Raw genomic sequence first — 19309 nt, 5'->3', positions numbered from 1 at the left:
AACATAGTATTCAGGTGAAATTCCTTTCATACATAAGAGAACGTACAAAAACATGAGCTCAATGTAACATGTAAGATGAAATATGTATTATAGAATCATTACTAGATAAAAGGGAGCGTAGATCTAAAAAGGATTATGCTCCTTTTTGTTTAAATTAAGTAAGAGGGAAGTTATATTATAAAAATTTTTTTATTTTGAAAAAGTAAAGGGGAAAAGTATGATTAGATTAGAAAAAATGAAAGCTAGTGAGTTTCAAAGTTATCTTAAAAAAGCTATTAAAAACTATGCAGGTGAACACGTAAAGGCTGGAAATTGGAGTGAAGAAGAAGCAATAGGTAAGGCAACCAAGGAATATGAAAGGCTCTTACCAGAAGGTGAAGATACGGTAAATAATCACCTATTTACAATACGTGATGAAGAGAAAGAAGTAGGTATGATCTGGCTTGCTCAGCGCACATCAGAAAAAGGATTTATTTACGACATAAACATTTGGGAAGGGTATCAAGGACGTGGTTATGGGAAGAAAGCAATGAAAGAAATAGAAATTGAAGCAAAAAAGTTAGGATTGAAAATTGTAAAACTTCATGTTTTTGGTCACAACCAAGTAGCTCGAGGTTTGTACGAAAAATTAGGCTATGTAGAAACAGATATTGTTATGGAGAAAAAGATATAAAACTTATATTCTATTTTATTATCAGGAGCTTATCCATAAAACGAAAGGCTCCTGTTTTATGAAATATATAATGAGTTAAGATTGTATTTTGAAAAATTTGGTACATGCTGTTTCAGAAAATGTAATAACGATTCATAGGGGGATATGATGTCATTTGAGAAAGAAATTATTCTTGTTGGAACGTTTCACTTTGAACAACATGCAGAACAACTAAAGCATAAAGAAAGTGAAATTGAAGAATTGGTTAGTTATTTATCTGACTTTTCGCCAACGAAAATAGTATTAGAGTGGGACGGGTCACATGATGAAACTCTAAACGAAGCATACTATAACTCAGAAAGTAGTTACCAAATAGATGAAGTACAACAACTAGGATTTAGGTTAGCTAAAAAGATGCAACACAATAGAGTTTATGGAGTTAATTGGGATGGTCATCTTACAAAAGAGGATACGACGAACTTTAACCATGTAGTTCAGAGCTCTTATCCTGAAATTTTTAAAAATATAGCTTCACTAACTGAAAATACTCCAGTAATTACGTCTGAACTTAGTTTAATTAGCTCTTATGAAAAATTAAATGAAAGTGGATTTATTAGAATTCTAGAAAAAATGTATTTGTCATTTGTAGAAGTCGAAAGTGATGAAGGTGAAATGGTTGGCTTTAACTTCTTAAACAAATGGTTAGAACGAGAATTGATGATCTTTAAAAATATAATGAACATTACCTCAGAAGACACGCATGAACGGATTCTGCTAGTAATTGGGAATGATCATCTTTGGATGCTAAGGAAATTGTTCGAAGGGAAAGGATGGGAAGTAATAAATCCTTTTCATCAAGAATTTAAGCAATAGTTTCTGCTAATCAACAATAGTGATCATTCTTCTAAGAGAATATATTCATCGGCAAAACTAGAGTTTATGAAAGGGGACTTTTCATGAAAACAACAAACTACTCTACTATTGCTGCTAACTATGATAATAATCAATTTAGAATCGACGAATTAAAACTAGATTACGACTTAATGGACTATGTTGAACAGCATACTCAAAACAACATTGAAATGCTCGATCTTTCTTGTGGAACAGGCCTATATCTTGAGAAGCAAATTCAACTTTTCAAAGGGAAGAATATTAATTGGTATGGCCTTGATGCATCAAAAGAGATGTTAAATAAAGCCAAGGAAAAGGTTGAAGATGTTAATCTCGTACACGGTTATGTTGAATAGCTGCCTTATAATTCTGGTGTCTTTGATTTTATTTCTAATAACTATGCTTTTCATCATTATGAAGATAAGGAAAAGGCATTAGATGAAATAACTAGGGTACTTAAGGTAAACGGTATATATAAATTACATAATATTGCTATTCATGACATGCCGAAATGGTGGGTTTATTATTACTTCCCTTCTGCTTATGAAGAAGATATAAAGCGGTTTTGGAAAAAGGAATTGGTCTACCAAAAACTCATTGAAAGAGGGTTTAAAGTTAATCTAAAAATGGAGTATAGAATAGAAGAGATAGCAGTAAAGGATTATTTTCATCACGCTGAAAATAGAGATATTTCTGTTCTTACTTTAATTAGCGATAAAGATTATGAAGATGGATTTATGAGAATGAAACGTGACTTGCAATTAGACCCTTCAAAGAAAATTATAAATGATTTTGCCGAGGTATTTTTGGTTTCAAAGAAAGTATAGTGCTTAAGAGTCTTAAAATGCTCATTCAAGAAAAGGGAGTAAAAAAGATCTGGTTCCTAGAGTTAGTATTGCGTGTTAACACTAGCCGGTCTATTAGGGGGAAGTATGGCATCAAAATTAATTATCATTCGAGGAAACTCTGGAAGTGGAAAAACAACTCTTGCCAAAAACCTTCAAAATTATTTGGGAGACGGTACACTCTTAGTTTCTCAAGATAACGTTCGTCGTGATATGTTGAAGGTCCACGATAGAGAAGGGAATCTATCGATAGATTTGATTAGTCAAATTGCACAATATGGTAAAGGCAAATGTGAATTCGTAATTGTGGAAGGAATCTTGCAAAAACATTGTTATGGTGAGATGTTGAATAATTTAATAAACTTTTTTAATCACAGAACATATACTTATTATTTCGATTTACCCTTTCAAGAAACGATGAACCGTCATTACGCTAGTTCAAAACAAAATGACTTTGGTGAAGAATCCTTAAGGGCTTGGTGGAATCCAAAGGATTATCTTGGTGTAGATGGAGAAGAAATATTAACTAAAAATATGTCACAAACAGATCTTTTAAACAAAATTATAGATAACCTCCAACAATAAAAACCAAGATGGGGTTCCAAGGGTGTTTTCCACGAATTTCGCATTTAAACATAAGTGTTAGTTATAGTATTCACTAAGGTAGCATAAGGAGGATTATTACTTGAAGAGTATTTCAAAGAAATCATTCAACATTATTAATGTCTTATCAGATGTAATTTTCTTTTCGAGTGTATTAAGTCTAGTCTTTTACGCTATGATTATGGAAAATTCGATTAAATGGGAAATGACTTTACCAATAGGACTATTTATTTTTTGTTATTTGCTTGTACTAAAAGTGCCCAAAATAAATAACTCAAATTAGCTTGAAATCTCTAAAAGAATTTTAAATTTTTCTATTCTGTTAGTTATGAGGAGAATTATTTATCAGTCGAAGATCGCTCTCTTCTTCTATTAAAACTCTTCTCGTTTATATCCATGGGTCCATTCACCATTATTAAGTAAAGGCTTTGAAAGTGGATGAAACCAGATTCAAAAGCTCAACTGCAGGGAGTTAGCCAATTTCCACAATCATTCTTATAAAGGATTATTATCAAGGATATCGAAACTTTTAAATAAAGGAGGAGAGGAAATGCAGGTAGGATTAAATCAAGAGGAATGCCATAAACATATGGCCATCTCACTATTTAACTCAACATGGGATTTTTTAGATAAACAAGAAAGAACGGATCGTGAAAGCGAGACGATGATACATATGGCACATGCTTCTCGTTATCACTGGGAAATGATCGGTGAGCCAATTAATTTGGCTAGAGGAGATTGGCAAATATCTCGAGTTTATGCTGTATTAGGTCGGTTCGAACCAGCTCTTCATCATGCTCAACAAAGTTTGGATGTTTGCTTACAACAAGAAATAAAAGATTTTGATCTTGCATTCGCTTATGAAGCATTAGCACGGACATACAAGGTTGGGGACAAAGAGGAAGAGAGTAATAAATATAAAGAACTCGCTTATAAAGCTTGTGATGGAATAGCTAAAGAAGACGATCGAAGAGTTGTAATAAAGGATCTAGCATCTATTAAATGAAAGAAGACTTGGCTCAAAGTGCAAGTCTTCTTACGTTATACTGTTTTAGCTTTAAAAAAAGTGCTTACTGAACCAACAGTAAGCACTCTAGAACGAAGTATTAAGCCTTAACAATTTTCTTCACGTTTGCTACAACCGTACCAATATCTTCTTCACGGATCCCATTGTTCGTGACGAAACGTATCGTGTTAGGACCAAATGCACCTGTTAAAATATCGTGACTCTTTAATTGATGAACGAACGCATCTGTGCTTAATCCACAATCAGAGATGTCTACTAAAATAATGTTTGTATCCACACTATTTTTAATAGTTAAACCTTCAATAGCTTGAAGTCCTTCGGCAAGATGTTTTGCGTTCGCGTGATCATTCTGAAGACGTACTATATTTTCTTCGAGTGCGATGATACCGGGTGCTGCGAGTACGCCAACTTGCCTTAGTCCGCCGCCTAAGCGTTTACGCCATTTACGAGCTTGAGAAATGAATTTAGAGGAGCCTGCAATAATAGAGCCAACAGGTGCACCTAACCCTTTCGACAAGCAAAACTGCACAGAATCAGTATACTTTGCGAACTCTTTTATCGGCGTCTTAGTAGCTACTGAAGCGTTGAATAACCGTGCACCGTCTAAGTGAACAGGAATATCATTTTGTTTCGCTACTTGATAAATTGCCTTCATGTTCTCTACAGGCACAACAGCACCACCTGCTTTATTGTGCGTATTTTCAATGCAGATCAGCCCCGTTTCAGGCTGGTGGATATCTTCTCCACGAACAGCAGCTTCGACCTGTGCTGGATACATTGCCCCATTTTCACCATCGATCGTCTTAATTTGAACTCCCGAAAACGCTGATAGAGCAGCAGCTTCATAAAGAAAGATGTGCGCCTGAGATTCCATGATAACTTCCTGTCCAGGAAGGCAGTGCACCAATCCGGCAATCTGATTTCCTTGCGTTCCACTCGTTACGAATAGGGCATCTTCTTTTCCAAGTATAGCCGCTGCCATTTCTTCAAGTTTATTTACTGTTGGATCTTCTCCGTACACATCATCGCCAACTTCAGCTTCGTACATTGCTTTTCGCATTCTCTCATCTGGTTTCGTGACCGTGTCACTGCGCAAATCTATCACAATTCGTCCTCCTAAGCTACAATTAGTATAAGTGTATAATGGATTGCACGAAAAGTATAAGGATAATTTTCAAGGTGATCAAGTTGAAAAAGGGGGAGTGAGATCGTGACCTATTAGTACGATGTTCATTTCCTATTTACATAATGCTTGCTTAAACGAGTTAATCTACCATGCCTGTTTACCTAATTAAGTAAACTACACGAGCATGGTAGAATTAGAAAAAGAAACAAGTGAAATTTTAATGAAGTAAGGATGTTTGAGATGGAGAACGGAAAACAAGGATATTCAAAGAATAAGAAGGGGCTACTAATTACGCTCTATATTATTGTTAGTATCTTCGCAATAGGCGCAATCCAATTTACTTTTGATGCCGACCACACAAATGACATGATCGGAAGTTATTTTACGTTAGGAATTGTGGCCGTTGGAATAGTTATTCAAATGCTTAAAGAACTTTGGGCTGGTAGGAAGAAAAGTGCAATGATGGAATTGCTGTTCGCGTTTGTTGTTGGAGCGGTTGTAGTATGGACACTCTTTGAAAGATAAGGAAATAATAGATGTGTTTGAGAAGATGATTTTGAATTATAAAATACCTTACCTATTGGAGGCGAAACCACTATGAGAATTGTTGTTACCAGTATATTTGTGGAGGATCAAAAAAAAGCATTACAGTTTTATACTGATACACTCGGATTTGTGAAAAAGGAAGATAAGCCGGTTGGTGAATACAGATGGATTACTCTTGTTTCTGACGAAGATCAAGTAGGTACTGAACTAGTACTGGAACCTAATATTCACTCCGCTGCCAAAGAGTATCAAGAGAAGATATACGCTGATGGTATTCCGGCAACAATGTTTGGTGTGGAAGATATTCAAAAAGAGTATGAGGAATTAAAGAAACGCGGTGTTCAATTTACAATGGAACCAACAAATATAGGAGAAGTTACAATTGCTGTTTTCGACGATACGTGTGGAAACCTTATTCAGATTGCTCAAATGCATTAAATCCTAATATGAAAGGTTCATTAACTTTAGGGAGCACATGCTCATACTAATAAGCCATTAGAGTTCCTGTAGCTCAGTTCAATATAAGAAGATCTGATTATGGATAAAGAGGTCATGATATGAAAAAGAGAGATCGAAATGAAAGGAGAATGTATTTGAGTAATGATAAGAGTGATATTGGACAAATTCTTTGGCGAGACTTAACGGTCGGGAATGCTGAGGAAATTAAAGATTTTTATACTAAAGTTGTTGGGTGGAAAGCTAGTGAACATGATATGGGAACGTATCATGATTTCGATATTAAAACGCCAGCGGGTGAGACAGTTACAGGAATTTGCCATGCGAAAGGAACCAATGCCTCGCTCCCTCCTCAATGGCTTATGTATGTAAAGGTTGAAAGTGTCAAAGAAAGTGCCGATAATTGTATCGAACATGGTGGGCAGATACTTGATGGTCCTAGGTACATGGGTGAGATGTTCTTCTGTGTTATGAAAGATCCCGCTGGTGCAGTGCTGGCAATTTTTGAGTAATACGACTTTTTAGGGGGCGTTACATAAGATGTCAATCGTAAATAAACTAAAGTTAACAAAATACAAAAATATGGCTGTACTTCATAACCCAGGAGGATATGAGTTCTTTGAGGAATACGCGAAGTCTTTGTCTGGGAAGCACGACGCTATATTTATATTTGTCAAAACAATAGAAGAGATGTCTCAGAACCTCAAGGATATTATCGCTAATGACGAAGTGCTTTTGCCAAAGGGATATGTGTTTTTTGCATATCCGAAGAAAGGTAACAAAATGTACGATTCATACATTCATAGGGATGACATGTTTCCAGCGTTGACCGTAGGAGAAGATGGCTATGTCGATAATAGAGACATAAAGTTCTCACGTATGGTCAGCATGGATGATGTATTTACTGTGGTAGGAATGAAGAAAGAAAAGAGAAAAGTTCAGAAAACCGCTCCCGCGAGTCAATGTGTTGCGGATTATGAAGATAAAATCAGTGATGTAGAAACCCTTTTGGCAGAACATCCTTCAGAGCTAGCATTCTTCCGTGATCTAACTCCCGGGTACCAAAGGGACTGGGCGAGGCAAATTTTCTCGGCCAAGCAGCAAGCCACACGAGATAAGCGAACAAAGCAAATGGTTGAGGTTTTATCAGAGGGCTATAAAACGCTTGATTTGTATAGGAGAAAGAAGAAGTAAGGAAGTCAAATCTTTATAGAGAATTTTGATTAGGTGAAGGCCCCGTTATTGGCGTGAAGTACAAATTACAACTATCAGGTTAACACGCATTATATTGAGTCAACTAACTTACAACTAACAAACTGGTACTAAAAACGCTCAGAATTATTGAACTCTGAGCGTTTCTTTTTATTGTCAAATGAAGCGAAAGCACCTTTTATTACAATTACCTGAAGTACCATTTGAATGTTTACAAATACGCTTCTTGAGGGTCACTAGAAAGTTCTTCAACTCTTATATAATCAAATTTTACTTCTTGAAGCTTTCCTTGTGGGCTACATGCATAGACTCCCATTTTAACTAAAGAATGTTCTGGGATATCTAAATGAGTAATACGAATTTGGTTCCAATTTATTCCGTCGAATGAGAAATCCACATAACCGTTTTGGCCGATTCTAGATATTCTAAAATACAAATATTCTTGGTTATAGTTAACACCTTGTGTTGACCAATCAGAATAGCCATATTTTGTGACAACTGCTCCCAATTTACTTAGTCCGTCGGGCATATATTCCAAGGATGTCTTTATCCATGTATCTTCAGAAAACCTCAACATCAATCCTGCTTGGTCATACTTCGATTTAGGCAGCATCTTAACTTTTGTAGTTACCCTAAAGTTTTCACTCGTTTCTGTATAAAGAAAATGTCCATTATCATTTTCAAACCCATAATGTGTTTTCTTCCAAAAATCTGTATTTTCATCTGTTTTTATCACAAGTTGAGATGAATTTTTGTCTACATACCATTCTTTAGGTTCGCAAAACCATACTAAATCGTCACTTAGTCTGTCATTTTCAAAATGCTCACTAAACAGTTCCTTATTAACCAAGAAAATCACCCCTATCAAAAATCTAACAAAACAACTCCCTTGAGAGTAACATAAAGAACTATGAATATATTTGTATTATGGAACGTTAGCCATGTTTTTAACACGTACATCAATAAATGGAAAGTACCCTTTTATACGAAATAGAGATTGAGTTAGGTGCTAAGTTTTGAAATAATTGGTAAGGTGATGTGGAATTAATTTGGGTGATTTTTATTAATTTTGAACTTGAATGCAATCAAGAAGAGGTGTCATTATTATTTTTAGAGAAGATAAGCTTATGAATAAATGAATCAAGTCCAGAATCGGGGGTATTTATGAGAACTCACTATTATTTAGGGTGGTTTAACAATTCCTTTCCAGAGACTCTTGGTAGGGTGTTACAAAAAGATATAACGGATAGAAAATCGATTGCCATGATTAGCGCGAATCCATCTAAATCTGAAGATGATGGTGCTACTGAACGCTCTTGGCTTGATCAAGCTGGTATTATGTTTGATGACTATCATTTGATTAACTTTCGAGTACATAAGGAAGACGCACAAACGATAATTAAGAATGCTTCAGTTATATTCTTGTTGGGTGGAGATCCTCTAAAACAAAATAATTTTTTAAGAGAATATGAGTTAATGGATACCATTCAAAAAAGCAGCGCCGTTGTGTTGGGAGCAAGTGCTGGTGCATTCAACATGTCCGCTAAATGGTTATGCTCGAAGAACCTTGGATTTGACGTTGAAAAGAACTCTGTTTACGAAGGAATCGGTCTTGATAATTTCTCCGTTTTGTCTCATTTTGATCTTGAAAATAATATTGAAATCGTTAAGAGCGAACTCTCTCCCTTATCGGAAGAAATAACTATTTACGCATCGAACAAAGATTGCGCTGTACGCGTTAAGGGAGACAGGATCGACGTATTTGGAACTGTTTTCTCAATTTCCAATTCGAAGATTCGGAAATTGATTGAGACGTTCTAATTGGAGTGACTTACGATTGCTCAATGTGTAAAAGAGCAGGTACTATCAAAATGTTTATAAATCATTAGAAATGGTTGGTAAGGTGATACGTGATGATTGGAATAAGTATAGCAACTAAATGGGAATATGAGGCGACATTAGAATACTTTGGTGTAAGTGATAACGAACGTTTTGGGTATCCTTATGGGGAATATTTTATAAGAACGATTAATGATGTTGAACTTGTTTTTTATAGCACTGGTGTAAGAAAAGTGAATGGTGTTGGTGGTAATCAGTATATGATATCTCGTTTTAATTTAACTAAAGTAATCGTTGCCGGTACATGTGCAGGGATAGATGATACGTTCAATAATTTAGATGTTTTTGTACCTAATAAAGCAGTTCAATATGATTGTACAGTAAAAGAAATTGAGCCGCTTATTAAGCAATCTTTCGTAGTTGAACTAGATCTAGCGAAGTATGGTAGCGATTTTCATACTGGAACAATCGGCACTGCCGATAAAGCTGTAGTGATGTGGAAGGACTATTTAGCTTTGAAAGAAAACGAAATAACAATAGCCGATACAGAAGCGGGGGCAATTGCTTATATCTGTAAGAAGAATAATGTTGAGTGCATTATAATAAAAGGAATTTCTGATTTTCCAACAGATGAAAGAAACTCAGATAAATACAAATCAAACGATGATCAAATCTCTGTTTATTTGGAGAACACACCCAAAGTGATGAATAAAATATTTGGTGAGTATTTAGGAAGGTTTATTTAAAATAAACGCGTTGATTTATTGCACATTGTTTAATAGTTATTATAGAAGATTGTTCATATAAACTTGCTCAAAAATAAAATAAAAAGGGTAGATTCGTAATATTTATGAACCTATCCTAAAAAGATTAAGCGCAAAGGCTTTCGAGATTCCTATTTATTTAGGTGTTTTTTTATTATCTAGATGATAAGGAGAAGTACGAATTTCCATCACAACACTTAATGTAAGTATAGGAGATAGTAGAATGAATAAAAAAACTTTGAAACAAAAGCAGAAATATGATTATACAATGCTCGTTCTCTGTCTTTTCATTCCATTCTTCTTTCAGTCATTCTTCCATATTGCATGGGGATTTTTCGCTTATTCGGTTTATCTTACTGCAAGTTATTTGTACTTTTTTAGAAAAACTGAACGGCAGTGGTACTATATTCTTTTATACTTTGCGACTAATATAGTTTTTTTCTTTGTCATACTTATAAAGACATAAAGAAGTGAGTCTCTGCCTATTATGGATATAAATAACCAACCATCTTGAAAGGTGACGGAAAAGGGAAACATGCGTGAACTGGAAGGGGGAACTTATTGTTGATTCAAACAAATGAGTTATCATTTGTTTCTGAATTAGTGTCATCTGCGGTCTCAAAAAAGCACATATATGGAGCTTTATTGTGTGTCGAAAACGGGGATAATTCTTTGTCGCTCTTAAACGGTGCTGGAAATTTAACGATCGATAGGCCATATTTTATTGCAAGCGTAACGAAATTATATGTCACTGCGGTTTTATTAAACTTAAGATCAAAAAATAGTCTAAAACTCCATGATAAAATCTCATACTACTTGAAAGATGAAACGCTACATAAACTCCACTTTTTTCAAGGGAAAGACTACTCTAGAGAAATAACGATCAAACAGTTAATGTCAAACACCTCAGGAATTCCTGATTATTTCTCAACAGGTGCGGTTAGGGAATTAACAGCGGGAAAAGACCAGAAATGGGGCTTTGAGAGAACAATAGCGAGTGCAAAACAAAAGGAGCCGAAATTCACTCCCGGTAAAAAGGCTCAATACTCGGATACAAATTATCAGCTTTTAGGAAAGATTATTGAAACGATCACCAAGAAAGATATCAATACGGTCTTTAAGGAAGTTATTTTTGATGAACTGAAGTTAAAAGAAACGTATTTATTTGAAGATGTGAACGATCATCGGCCTGCACCTTTTTATTTTAAAGATAAGGAACTTCATCTACCCAATTATATGTCATCGATAGGACCAGAAGGAGGTATTGTTTCAACCGCTAAGGAATCTATGATCTTCTTAAAGGCCTTTTTCAATGGGCAGTTCTTTCCAAAAGAAGATTTGAACGAGCTTAAATACTGGAAACTCCTTTTCAGTCCAGGCGTGTTTTTTTATGGAGTTGGAATTGCAAGTCAGCCACTATTCCTAAAAGAGATTAAAGATGGAATGCTCGGACACTGGGGACAGACAGGAGCTTTTTCGTTTTACCATCCAAGAAGTGACCTGTACTTTACAGGAACAACCAATCAGTTTTACGGCCAAAGTGTCGCCGCAAGGATGATGATGAAAATAATTAAACATTTAAAATAGCGCTGTACTGTTAAATTGGTTAATCAGAGATTTTAGGATAAGTAGTGAAAGATTTCATTTTAAGAAAAGGAGCGATCATCCATAGAGGATAACGCTCCTTTTTGTGTAAATTAATTACAGGAGGCGTTTTATTTAAAGCTAAATAAAAAAACTTAAATAACAAGTCTAAGTATTGCACCCGGTAAGAGCACTTAAACGGAATTTAGTTTTTTGAAGATAAATAAGAAGGCTTCGTTAGGGAACATGAAGGCGATGGAATGGATGGAGCATATTGGCTAAGGTGGACTAGAAAATAACAGCTTTCGGGAAAATGATGTTCAAGAAATCGCAAAGTTGTATTGTTTAGAACTTCATCAACTTGGTAAAGAGACATTACTTCTTCAACAAGAGCATTTAAAGCTTGTATCGAATGAGCGACCTCATCTGCAAATCGTTGCTGTGCTCGAAAGCCGGAGGGTGTGAATCTGAGAAAACCTCGCATGGCTCTGTTTTTTGAAATATACACTTGAAATTGATTTTGAATGTCTTGGGCATTCCTTATGAATTCAACTTCAATTGGGTCAAGAATATCGATTAAGAGGGCGGCATGACCCACTTGATCCGTTAACCATAGGTCCATTAAGTCGAGAAGTGAAAGAGGTGGAGGAACTTTCCCTTCAATATAGAAAGTAAGCTGACGCAAATATTCCTGATTCTCATCTAACGTTCCATTAAAATAAGAGGGACTTAGGTTAATGTTAATTTCATTTCTAATTCTACGTCTTTGCATCTTCCCTTCAAAATTAAAGTAAGCTCTTGCTAATTTATATGCTTTATGAGAAAAGGCTATCATAGCATCTGAGCTTGCGGAATCATCTGGTTTAATAGAAGTAAGCTGGGTCTGAAGCTCTTCGAATGCTGCTGCAAACTGGTTTGCTTCATTCACATAGGTGTGTTCAGTAGGAGATAAGTAATCACGTACAAAAACTGCGTGATCAGAAAGAATTTCAATCCAGAAATGATGTTCCTGCCAGGGGGTAAGGAGTGTCTGATTCATGTGATGTTCCTCCTTTAGCCATAGTCTTTTAATTAAAACTATGAAGCCTAGCTCAGGTTATACCAATTAACAAGGAAGTGAAGAAATGCAAGGCTATAATGTTCTAATGATTTATAACAAAGAGATGGACAAATTATTGATGTGTGAAAGGTTGAAAGATCCCTATAAAGGATTACGTAATTTAGTAGGTGGGAAAATTGAAAGTGGTGAAAGTGGGATAGAAGCTGCATATAGAGAGCTTCACGAAGAAACAAGTATTTCCAATGAAGATATAACGCTTCATCATCTAATGGATTTTACCTACTATCATCAAGATTGTTACGTTGAAGTGTACGTTGGCAAATTAGAAAGGGATGTAGCGGTCTCAGGAGATGAAAATGTTCTTTATTGGTCTGGTTTAGATCAAAACTTTTTTGATATGTCCTTATACGCAGGAGAAGGCAATATAGGTCATATGATACAGCAAGTGAAGGGTGTAAAAGAAAAGCTGTTTTCTGCAGAGGATTCACTCATATAGATTTTAATAGATGCACCACTTAAACATGTTTGGAGGATTAAACACATGGAACAATTGGGAACGCTATACTTTTTCTGTGGAAAAATGGGCGCAGGAAAATCAACAAAATCCAAACAACTAGCAAGAGAGAAACGAGCGGTTTTGATATCTGAAGATGAATGGCTGTCTTCACTTTATCCTAAACAGATCACATCGTTTGAGGATTATCTGAAATTCTCAGCGCAGATGAAGCCATTGTTGAAAAAGCACGTCAAAAACTTGTTACATGTCGGTACAGATGTAGTAATGGATTTCGCAGCAAACACCCGAAAACAAAGGAAGTGGTTTTTGGATATTGCGTCAGAGGTCGATACAAGCCATCAACTGATCTTCCTTAACGTAAACAACGATCAATGTTTACGTCAAATCGCACAAAGGCGTAACGAACAGCCCGAACGAGCAGCTTTTGATAAGGCAGAGGTGTTTCATCATGTTACGTCATTTTTTGAAGCGCCAGAAGCATCAGAAGGGTTAACGATTGTAGAAGTGAGTAGCTAGTAAGCAGTCCATGAAGTGCAAATAGGAGCGTTAATCAAACGAGGAAGGATTACGCTCCTATATTGTGTAATGTAATAGAGAATATAAGCAGAGATAATGAGTTGAAAAAGCACGGCAGAGTTCAACGAAGGCAATATAGAGATGGCGGAGGATCCAATGGACATTAATACTGATTTAGTTAGAGGATTAATAAACGAACAATTTCCTGAATGGTCAGGTTTAGATATCAGGCCAGTAAAGAACGGAGGAAATGATAATAGAACGTTCCACTTAGGAGATAGCATGAGTGTAAGATTACCTAGCTCTAAACATTATGTTGCTCAAGTTGAGAAGGAACAAAAATGGCTGCCAACATTAGCGAAAGAACTATCGTTACCTATTACGACCCCGATAGCAAAAGGGAATCCTAATCATGAGTACCCGTTTCCGTGGTCAATCAATAAGTGGTTAAAAGGGGACACGTTAACGTCTAAAAAAATCTTGGATAAAAACCAGCTTGCAAAGGATTTGGGAGAATTCTTAATCGAGTTGCAGTCTTTAGACGCTAGCGGAGGCCCATTAGCAGGAAAACACAATTTTTATAGAGGAGGAGATCTAGAGATATACGATAAGGAGAGCCGGGATGCTATTGAGGAAAATCAAGACACGCTACAAACACCGATATTAAAAGAAATGTGGGATCTTGCTTTAAGCTCGAAATTCTCTGGAAATGCTGTTTGGGTTCATGGCGACATAGCTCCAGGAAATATTCTTATTCAAAATGGAAGACTATCTGCCGTAATAGATTTTGGAATTCTAGGAGTAGGAGATCCTTCTTGTGATTATGCCATGGCCTGGACCTTTTTTGATGATGAAAGTAGAAGGGTTTTTAAGGACTCTCTAAATGCTGACGAGAAAACATGGCAAAGAGCACGAGGATGGGCATTATGGAAAGCTTTAATTACATACAGCTGGAGCAGAAGCTCTCACAAAGCAACCGCTGAAGAGGCATATCATATTATTCGCATAATCCAGCGAGATTTCGAACAAAGTGGATAACGTTTAGAACTGTTTCCCAAAAATTCCTGATAAAAGATTGGGAAGGAATGAGTCAGGACGGCTTCATCCTGCATAAGGTACTCAGGTATTCTATAAATTGAGGTGAACGCCTATGTTTTACCATATTAAGGAATTGCAGTACGAAGCGAAACCTACTCGGCCTGACCCAGTGTACGCAAAGCAGTTACAGGAAATTCTCGGCGGTCAGTACGGTGAAATATCCGTTATGATGCAATACCTTTTTCAAGGTTTTAACGGTCGGGCTGATAAAAAGTACCGTGACCTTTGCCTAGACGTGGGAACAGAAGAAATGGCTCATGTTGAGATGTTAGCCACGCTCATTGCGCGGCTCCTAGATGGTGCGCCGGTTGCCGATCAGGAAGCTGCATACAAGAGCAACCCAGTTTTAGCTGCGGCAATGGGTGGTATGAACCCACAGCACCTCATCGCAAGTGGATTAGGAGCGATGCCAGTTGATAGTGTGGGAAACAGATGGACGGCTTCATACATCGGTGCGAGTGGGAACTTAATCGCTGACTTCAGAGCTAATTTGATGGCAGAATCGATGGGACGTCTTCAAGCCGTTCGCCTATTTGAAATGAGCGATGATCCAGGTGTGAGAGATACACTTTCATTCATGATTGCGCGTGATACCGCTCACCAGAACCAGTGGGCTGCAGCAGTAGCGGAACTTGAAGAAAGAGAAGGGGATATTGTTGTTCCGACCAATTTCCCTAGAGAGCTTGAGAAGCAAGCTGTTTCCTATGATTTATACAACTTGTCGCGAGGTGAAGCAAGTAAAAAAGGACGATGGGCGAGCGGTCCTAGCATGGACGGAAAATCTGAATTCAAGTATGTTGAGAACCCTGTCCCATTCGGTCCGAAACCGAAGCTTTCCGTAGCGCCTTATTATGTTCACGACACGATGCCACAGCCATCTATGAAATGAAGAAGAAACACGTCCACTATATAGGGACGTGTTTTTTAGGTAGTATTTCGGAACTCAAGTGTCACTTTAAAGAAAGTATCAATTTAACAGGATAATTCTCCTTTTTGTATAAGTACTTAAATGGCTTATTTATGTTAAGTATTCTGAAAGGATGAATTTGTGAAAAAAGAGAATAGCAGCAAACGAGATATCATTCAGTGGATCGCATTTGTAGTTGTTATGGTAACTATAATGATAAGAATAGCCTTATATCTATCAGGGGTTGCAAGAAATCTAGAATATTATACAATCAATGCGATTACATGGACAGGGATTACCATAGGGATTGCATTACTATGTATTTCTTACTTAATTCAACACGAGACAATGAAAAAATAGACTACTTCGTAATTGATCAAATGTAAAATTATATATTGAGTATTAATTTTGACAGGTAGAGGGAGGTAAATATTATCAAATACTTAGAAGGAAAAGTTGCAATCGTCGCAGGTGGAACGAGAGGAGCTGGAAGGGGGATTTCAGTTAAGTTAGGTGAAGCGGGAGCTACAGTTTATGTAACAGGAAGAACAACTTCAAAGAGTCAATCCCCTATGAAGCGTAAGGAGACAATTGAAGAAACAGCTGAAATGGTTACAAAATCTGGTGGATTAGGGATACCTGTCAGAGTCGATCATACCGTTGAATCTGAAGTCGTTGAATTGATGAATCTAGTAAAAAGAGAAAGTGGACGACTTGATATTTTAGTCAACGATGTATGGGGTGGGGATCCGTTAACAGAGTGGGGGAAGCCGATAGGCGAACATAGCTTATCAAAAGGACTCCAAATGCAAAAGCAGGCTGTAGAATCTCATATTATTACAGCTCATCATAGTATTCCGTTGTTTAAAGAAAATAATGGAGGATTAATAATAGAGATTACCGATGGGGTTGATTATAAGCCACGGGGAAATTTTTATTACAGTTTAGCAAAAGTATCAACTATACATATCGCTCAAGCAATGGCAGATGACTTAATAGATGATAAAATCACCTCCATCGCTGTAACCCCAGGATTTCTAAGGTCTGAAGCAATGCTTGAATTGATGGGAGTTACGGAAGGAAATTGGAAAGAAGGAGTGAAAGTAGATCAACATTTTATTGCATCTGAGTCGCCTTATTACATTGGTGAAGCAATTAAATGTTTATCTTCTGATCCTGAAATAGCTAAGAAAACTGGAGGAGTATATAGTACATGGGAGCTTTCAGAGCAATATGGCTTTAAAGACATTGATGGAACACAACCCCATTGGGGGAATTATTTCAGAGATCATGTAAAAGATTAATATTTTCTCAGAAGGCGTGAGCGTTGTCCGAAGGGGGCACGCTCTTTTTTTATCTCATCCTACTGTAGGGTGATTTATGATAAAATCAGAATAGTTTTGAAATAGGAATGGGGGAAGTACTATTGTCTTATGAAGAAAATTGTCCTTTTTGTAATCCTCATGAGGACGAGGGGCAAAATATTTTGTTCGAAAATGAATCTTGTTATTTTTTGCAACATGATGATCAACAAAGTGTTCTAGAAGGTTGTGGAGTTATTGTTCCTAAGAACCATCATGCGAATGCGTTTGAATTGACTAGAGAAGAGTGGAACGATACATATGAACTTTTACATGATGCAAAAGAGTACATAGATAAAGCATTCTCACCAGATGGTTATACGCTCGGTTGGAATGTCGGAGAGGTCTCAAATCAATTTATTTTCCATAGTCATCTTCATGTCATACCAAGATATAAGGATGAACCATTGTCTGGAAGAGGGTTGCGTTATTGGCTAAAGCAACCTGAAAACAAAAGAGAAAAGCTTATGAAACTTAAATAGAAAACTTCACTATTGTCGGCTGTACAGAGTATGAATTGATTATAGAATGGAGAGAACCCATGATTAAATTCAGTAAACTTGATGAAGTAGAATTTAAAAGGTATATAGATTTCATGATCCCTGATCATGCGAATGAAATCACAAGAAACTTCAACTTAACAACGGAACAAGCTTTAGAGGAATCAGAGATGATGATCACTGACATGTTTAAGGATGGAGTAGCCACTGAGGGACAATATGTGTACAATGTTGTGGAAGCGTGTTCAAATGAAAAAGTGGGAGTTCTTTGGTATAGCATTATACAAGAGATTAATTCAGCATACTTATACCATATTTTAATAGACGAACAACATAGAGGAAAAGGGTTCGGAACTAAGACTATTGAAAAGCTTCAAAGTCAGCTAAGAGAATGTGGTGTGAAGTCAATCGGATTAAGTGTGTTTGGGAAAAATGATGGAGCTTATCGCTTATATAAGAAACTAGGGTACTCGAATACAAGGATATCAATGGAGAAAGTGCTGTAAGAAATCGATGTTAGGTGTATATTACCTAATGAGATGAATGCTTTTATCCTAATGAAAAAAAGTTTGTAGAGTCTTTTTGAAGATGAAAAAGCATGGATCATAATCGATCCATGCTTTTCTACTACTCTATTATTTTGTCGCTTCTAGAACGTCGATCACACCGTTGCCATAATAGAAAGAGCTACCAAGCGGTTTCGCTGTGTCGTTAAGCTTTTGACGAACCTCAGCATTTGTTAAGCTAGGGTTGCCTGCAAGGATAAGTGCAGCTGCACCAGCTACGTGAGGAGAAGCCATGGACGTTCCGTTAAAGCTGTCGTAGCCATTATCAGGTACAGAGCTTAAAATGTTAACGCCTGGTGCCATTACCTCAAGCTCTGAGCCTACACTTGAGAATGATGCGCGTTTATTGTTAGAATCTACTGCGCCGACTGCCATTGCAGAAGAATATTTCGCTGGATATCCAATCGTGTTAAAGCCGAAGAACGTTCCACTGTTACCAGCTGCCGCAACTACTAACACACCTGAGTTGTAGGCGTTGTCAGTCGCATTCTTAAGTGCAGTTGAACCAGAGCTGCCACCCAAACTCATGTTGATGACATCCATATTATTGTCCACTGCCCACTCAATTCCTTGAATGATGCCGCTGTAAGTACCGCTACCAGAGCTATCTAGTACTTTTACAGCATAGAGACTAGCAGAGGGTGCTACACCAAGTACGCCAACACTATTATTTAGTCCAGCAACTGTACCTGCCACATGAGTACCATGTCCATTGCCGTCTGTAGTTGCGTCTGGTTCCTCAGCAACGAAACTTGCACCGCCGCTCACGTTCAGATCTTCGTGGCTAGCGTCAATTCCTGTATCTAGTATAGCAACTTTAACTCCAGAGCCAGTGTTTCCAGTCGCTTGAACTTGATCTGCTTTGATATGAGGGATGCCCCAAGGTGTTGTTTGACCAATTGCATGTGCTACTTGATCTTCTTCTACAAATGAAACTAGAGGGTTCTTCTCAAGTATTTTAGCCGCTGGTTCAGGCAAGGAAACAAGCATCGTATCCATATGTTTAAACTGATGCTTTACCTTTCCTCCTAAAGTTAAAACGTTATTGATCTGAGCAGTTTTGATATTAGATTTAAAACCAATTAGGTAGTCTTTCTTTCCTTTGTCCAATGAATCAGAAGCAGACGGTGAAGAAAAACCAACCAATAGGGATAGAACGAGAACGACGCTGAGAATAATACTGAGTCTTCTAAATGTTGCTTTCATTTCTTTTCCTCCGATCATGGTTTTAATATCAAT

At 36.9% G+C, this 19309-nt stretch carries 23 protein-coding genes and 1 pseudogene; 20 read left to right on the top strand and 4 right to left on the bottom strand.

Annotation, left to right across the window (positions count from 1 at the left end; genetic code table 11):
* Positions 1-217: 217 nt before the first annotated feature.
* The 6 genes and pseudogenes from ACXAHI_RS03795 to ACXAHI_RS03770 all read left to right on the top strand — a co-directional run bounded on the left by ACXAHI_RS03795 (position 218) and on the right by ACXAHI_RS03770 (position 3997).
* Positions 218-673 (top strand): GNAT family N-acetyltransferase, encoded by a 456-nt coding sequence (locus ACXAHI_RS03795; RefSeq protein WP_474846058.1) that lies wholly within the window; start codon positions 218-220, stop codon positions 671-673.
* Positions 674-820: 147 nt separating this feature from the next.
* The gene (locus tag ACXAHI_RS03790; RefSeq protein ID WP_474846056.1) at positions 821-1525 is read left to right on the top strand and encodes a DUF5694 domain-containing protein; all 705 of its coding nucleotides are present in this window, start codon (positions 821-823) and stop codon (positions 1523-1525) included.
* A gap of 83 nt (positions 1526-1608) precedes the next feature.
* A pseudogene (locus ACXAHI_RS03785) lies at positions 1609-2004 on the top strand (class I SAM-dependent methyltransferase); the annotation flags it as partial.
* A gap of 42 nt (positions 2005-2046) precedes the next feature.
* Positions 2047-2370: a hypothetical protein gene (locus tag ACXAHI_RS03780; RefSeq protein ID WP_474848162.1), complete on the top strand. Its 324-nt coding sequence runs from the start codon at positions 2047-2049 to the stop codon at positions 2368-2370.
* A 105-nt stretch (positions 2371-2475) separates the two neighbouring features.
* Positions 2476-2973, top strand: coding sequence for a kinase (locus ACXAHI_RS03775; protein WP_474846054.1), 498 nt, complete (start codon positions 2476-2478; stop codon positions 2971-2973).
* Positions 2974-3541: 568 nt separating this feature from the next.
* Entirely contained in the window at positions 3542-3997 is a 456-nt protein-coding gene (locus tag ACXAHI_RS03770) for a hypothetical protein (RefSeq protein ID WP_474846052.1), read from the top strand.
* 100 nt (positions 3998-4097) lie between these two features.
* Here ACXAHI_RS03770 and ltaE read toward each other — a convergent pair whose 3' ends face one another.
* On the bottom strand, positions 4098-5123 hold the full coding sequence (gene ltaE, locus ACXAHI_RS03765) for a low-specificity L-threonine aldolase (protein WP_474846050.1): 1026 nt from the start codon (positions 5121-5123) through the stop codon (positions 4098-4100).
* Between the two features lie 261 nt (positions 5124-5384).
* On the opposite strand from ltaE, the gene ACXAHI_RS03760 reads away from it, so the two are divergent.
* The 4 genes from ACXAHI_RS03760 (at position 5385) to ACXAHI_RS03745 (ending at position 7340) form a co-directional block, all read left to right on the top strand.
* Positions 5385-5669 carry a hypothetical protein gene (locus tag ACXAHI_RS03760; protein ID WP_474846048.1) on the top strand — a complete coding sequence of 95 codons (285 nt, stop codon included), beginning with the start codon at positions 5385-5387 and terminating at the stop codon, positions 5667-5669.
* 72 nt (positions 5670-5741) lie between these two features.
* Positions 5742-6128, top strand: a complete 387-nt coding sequence (locus ACXAHI_RS03755) for a VOC family protein (protein WP_474846046.1) — start codon at positions 5742-5744, stop codon at positions 6126-6128.
* A gap of 119 nt (positions 6129-6247) precedes the next feature.
* Complete coding sequence (locus ACXAHI_RS03750) at positions 6248-6658, top strand: VOC family protein (protein ID WP_474846044.1); 411 nt, start codon at positions 6248-6250, stop codon at positions 6656-6658.
* A 28-nt stretch (positions 6659-6686) separates the two neighbouring features.
* Positions 6687-7340, top strand: coding sequence for a YdeI/OmpD-associated family protein (locus tag ACXAHI_RS03745; RefSeq protein WP_474846042.1), 654 nt, complete (start codon positions 6687-6689; stop codon positions 7338-7340).
* Positions 7341-7569: 229 nt separating this feature from the next.
* On the opposite strand, the gene ACXAHI_RS03740 is transcribed toward ACXAHI_RS03745, so the two are convergent.
* The gene (locus ACXAHI_RS03740; RefSeq protein WP_474846040.1) at positions 7570-8217 is read right to left on the bottom strand and encodes a DUF1349 domain-containing protein; all 648 of its coding nucleotides are present in this window, start codon (positions 8215-8217) and stop codon (positions 7570-7572) included.
* A 305-nt stretch (positions 8218-8522) separates the two neighbouring features.
* On the opposite strand from ACXAHI_RS03740, the gene ACXAHI_RS03735 reads away from it, so the two are divergent.
* The 3 genes from ACXAHI_RS03735 (at position 8523) to ACXAHI_RS03725 (ending at position 11548) form a co-directional block, all read left to right on the top strand.
* Positions 8523-9179 carry a Type 1 glutamine amidotransferase-like domain-containing protein gene (locus ACXAHI_RS03735; RefSeq protein WP_474846038.1) on the top strand — a complete coding sequence of 219 codons (657 nt, stop codon included), beginning with the start codon at positions 8523-8525 and terminating at the stop codon, positions 9177-9179.
* Positions 9180-9271: 92 nt separating this feature from the next.
* On the top strand, positions 9272-9943 hold the full coding sequence (locus ACXAHI_RS03730; protein WP_474846036.1) for a 5'-methylthioadenosine/S-adenosylhomocysteine nucleosidase family protein: 672 nt from the start codon (positions 9272-9274) through the stop codon (positions 9941-9943).
* 582 nt (positions 9944-10525) lie between these two features.
* A complete protein-coding gene (locus tag ACXAHI_RS03725; protein WP_474846034.1) occupies positions 10526-11548 on the top strand; it encodes a serine hydrolase domain-containing protein in 1023 nt (340 codons plus the stop codon).
* Between the two features lie 202 nt (positions 11549-11750).
* Here the strand turns inward: ACXAHI_RS03725 and ACXAHI_RS03720 are convergent, their stop codons facing one another.
* A complete protein-coding gene (locus ACXAHI_RS03720) occupies positions 11751-12584 on the bottom strand; it encodes a DUF2935 domain-containing protein (protein ID WP_474846032.1) in 834 nt (277 codons plus the stop codon).
* A gap of 85 nt (positions 12585-12669) precedes the next feature.
* On the opposite strand from ACXAHI_RS03720, the gene ACXAHI_RS03715 reads away from it, so the two are divergent.
* From ACXAHI_RS03715 to ACXAHI_RS03685, 7 genes are all read left to right on the top strand, one after another.
* A complete protein-coding gene (locus tag ACXAHI_RS03715; RefSeq protein WP_474846030.1) occupies positions 12670-13101 on the top strand; it encodes an NUDIX hydrolase in 432 nt (143 codons plus the stop codon).
* A gap of 45 nt (positions 13102-13146) precedes the next feature.
* Complete coding sequence (locus ACXAHI_RS03710; RefSeq protein WP_474846028.1) at positions 13147-13638, top strand: P-loop nucleotide/nucleoside kinase family protein; 492 nt, start codon at positions 13147-13149, stop codon at positions 13636-13638.
* Between the two features lie 156 nt (positions 13639-13794).
* A complete protein-coding gene (locus ACXAHI_RS03705; protein ID WP_474846026.1) occupies positions 13795-14676 on the top strand; it encodes an aminoglycoside phosphotransferase family protein in 882 nt (293 codons plus the stop codon).
* Positions 14677-14788: 112 nt separating this feature from the next.
* Positions 14789-15625 carry a manganese catalase gene (locus tag ACXAHI_RS03700; RefSeq protein ID WP_474846024.1) on the top strand — a complete coding sequence of 279 codons (837 nt, stop codon included), beginning with the start codon at positions 14789-14791 and terminating at the stop codon, positions 15623-15625.
* Between the two features lie 452 nt (positions 15626-16077).
* Positions 16078-16947: an SDR family oxidoreductase gene (locus ACXAHI_RS03695; RefSeq protein WP_474848058.1), complete on the top strand. Its 870-nt coding sequence runs from the start codon at positions 16078-16080 to the stop codon at positions 16945-16947.
* A 122-nt stretch (positions 16948-17069) separates the two neighbouring features.
* Positions 17070-17486 carry an HIT family protein gene (locus ACXAHI_RS03690; RefSeq protein ID WP_474846022.1) on the top strand — a complete coding sequence of 139 codons (417 nt, stop codon included), beginning with the start codon at positions 17070-17072 and terminating at the stop codon, positions 17484-17486.
* Positions 17487-17545: 59 nt separating this feature from the next.
* Positions 17546-18010, top strand: a complete 465-nt coding sequence (locus tag ACXAHI_RS03685; protein WP_474846020.1) for a GNAT family N-acetyltransferase — start codon at positions 17546-17548, stop codon at positions 18008-18010.
* Between the two features lie 129 nt (positions 18011-18139).
* Here the strand turns inward: ACXAHI_RS03685 and ACXAHI_RS03680 are convergent, their stop codons facing one another.
* Positions 18140-19276 (bottom strand): S8 family peptidase, encoded by a 1137-nt coding sequence (locus tag ACXAHI_RS03680; protein WP_474846018.1) that lies wholly within the window; start codon positions 19274-19276, stop codon positions 18140-18142.
* Positions 19277-19309 lie beyond the last annotated feature (33 nt).

The organism is Anaerobacillus sp. ABD4_527 (genome assembly GCF_056160805.1).
Note: the sequence above shows the minus strand (reverse complement) of the source record. Positions and strands in the feature narration are given on the sequence as shown.

What these genes read in the sequence shown, in the direction of transcription:
- ACXAHI_RS03750 (WP_474846044.1), top strand. Translation starts at nt 6,248, where the DNA reads ATGAAAAAGAGAGATCGAAATGAAAGGAGAATGTATTTGAGTAATGAT.
- ACXAHI_RS03710 (WP_474846028.1), top strand. Translation starts at nt 13,147, where the DNA reads ATGGAACAATTGGGAACGCTATACTTTTTCTGTGGAAAAATGGGCGCA.
- ACXAHI_RS03705 (WP_474846026.1), top strand. Translation starts at nt 13,795, where the DNA reads ATGGACATTAATACTGATTTAGTTAGAGGATTAATAAACGAACAATTT.
- ACXAHI_RS03685 (WP_474846020.1), top strand. Translation starts at nt 17,546, where the DNA reads ATGATTAAATTCAGTAAACTTGATGAAGTAGAATTTAAAAGGTATATA.
- ACXAHI_RS03780 (WP_474848162.1), top strand. Translation starts at nt 2,047, where the DNA reads ATGCCGAAATGGTGGGTTTATTATTACTTCCCTTCTGCTTATGAAGAA.
- ACXAHI_RS03715 (WP_474846030.1), top strand. Translation starts at nt 12,670, where the DNA reads ATGCAAGGCTATAATGTTCTAATGATTTATAACAAAGAGATGGACAAA.
- ACXAHI_RS03700 (WP_474846024.1), top strand. Translation starts at nt 14,789, where the DNA reads ATGTTTTACCATATTAAGGAATTGCAGTACGAAGCGAAACCTACTCGG.
- ACXAHI_RS03755 (WP_474846046.1), top strand. Translation starts at nt 5,742, where the DNA reads ATGAGAATTGTTGTTACCAGTATATTTGTGGAGGATCAAAAAAAAGCA.
- ACXAHI_RS03730 (WP_474846036.1), top strand. Translation starts at nt 9,272, where the DNA reads ATGATTGGAATAAGTATAGCAACTAAATGGGAATATGAGGCGACATTA.
- ACXAHI_RS03680 (WP_474846018.1), bottom strand. Translation starts at nt 19,276, where the DNA reads ATGAAAGCAACATTTAGAAGACTCAGTATTATTCTCAGCGTCGTTCTC.
- ACXAHI_RS03790 (WP_474846056.1), top strand. Translation starts at nt 821, where the DNA reads ATGTCATTTGAGAAAGAAATTATTCTTGTTGGAACGTTTCACTTTGAA.
- ACXAHI_RS03760 (WP_474846048.1), top strand. Translation starts at nt 5,385, where the DNA reads ATGGAGAACGGAAAACAAGGATATTCAAAGAATAAGAAGGGGCTACTA.
- ACXAHI_RS03775 (WP_474846054.1), top strand. Translation starts at nt 2,476, where the DNA reads ATGGCATCAAAATTAATTATCATTCGAGGAAACTCTGGAAGTGGAAAA.
- ACXAHI_RS03745 (WP_474846042.1), top strand. Translation starts at nt 6,687, where the DNA reads ATGTCAATCGTAAATAAACTAAAGTTAACAAAATACAAAAATATGGCT.
- ACXAHI_RS03770 (WP_474846052.1), top strand. Translation starts at nt 3,542, where the DNA reads ATGCAGGTAGGATTAAATCAAGAGGAATGCCATAAACATATGGCCATC.
- ACXAHI_RS03720 (WP_474846032.1), bottom strand. Translation starts at nt 12,584, where the DNA reads ATGAATCAGACACTCCTTACCCCCTGGCAGGAACATCATTTCTGGATT.
- ACXAHI_RS03795 (WP_474846058.1), top strand. Translation starts at nt 218, where the DNA reads ATGATTAGATTAGAAAAAATGAAAGCTAGTGAGTTTCAAAGTTATCTT.
- ACXAHI_RS03735 (WP_474846038.1), top strand. Translation starts at nt 8,523, where the DNA reads ATGAGAACTCACTATTATTTAGGGTGGTTTAACAATTCCTTTCCAGAG.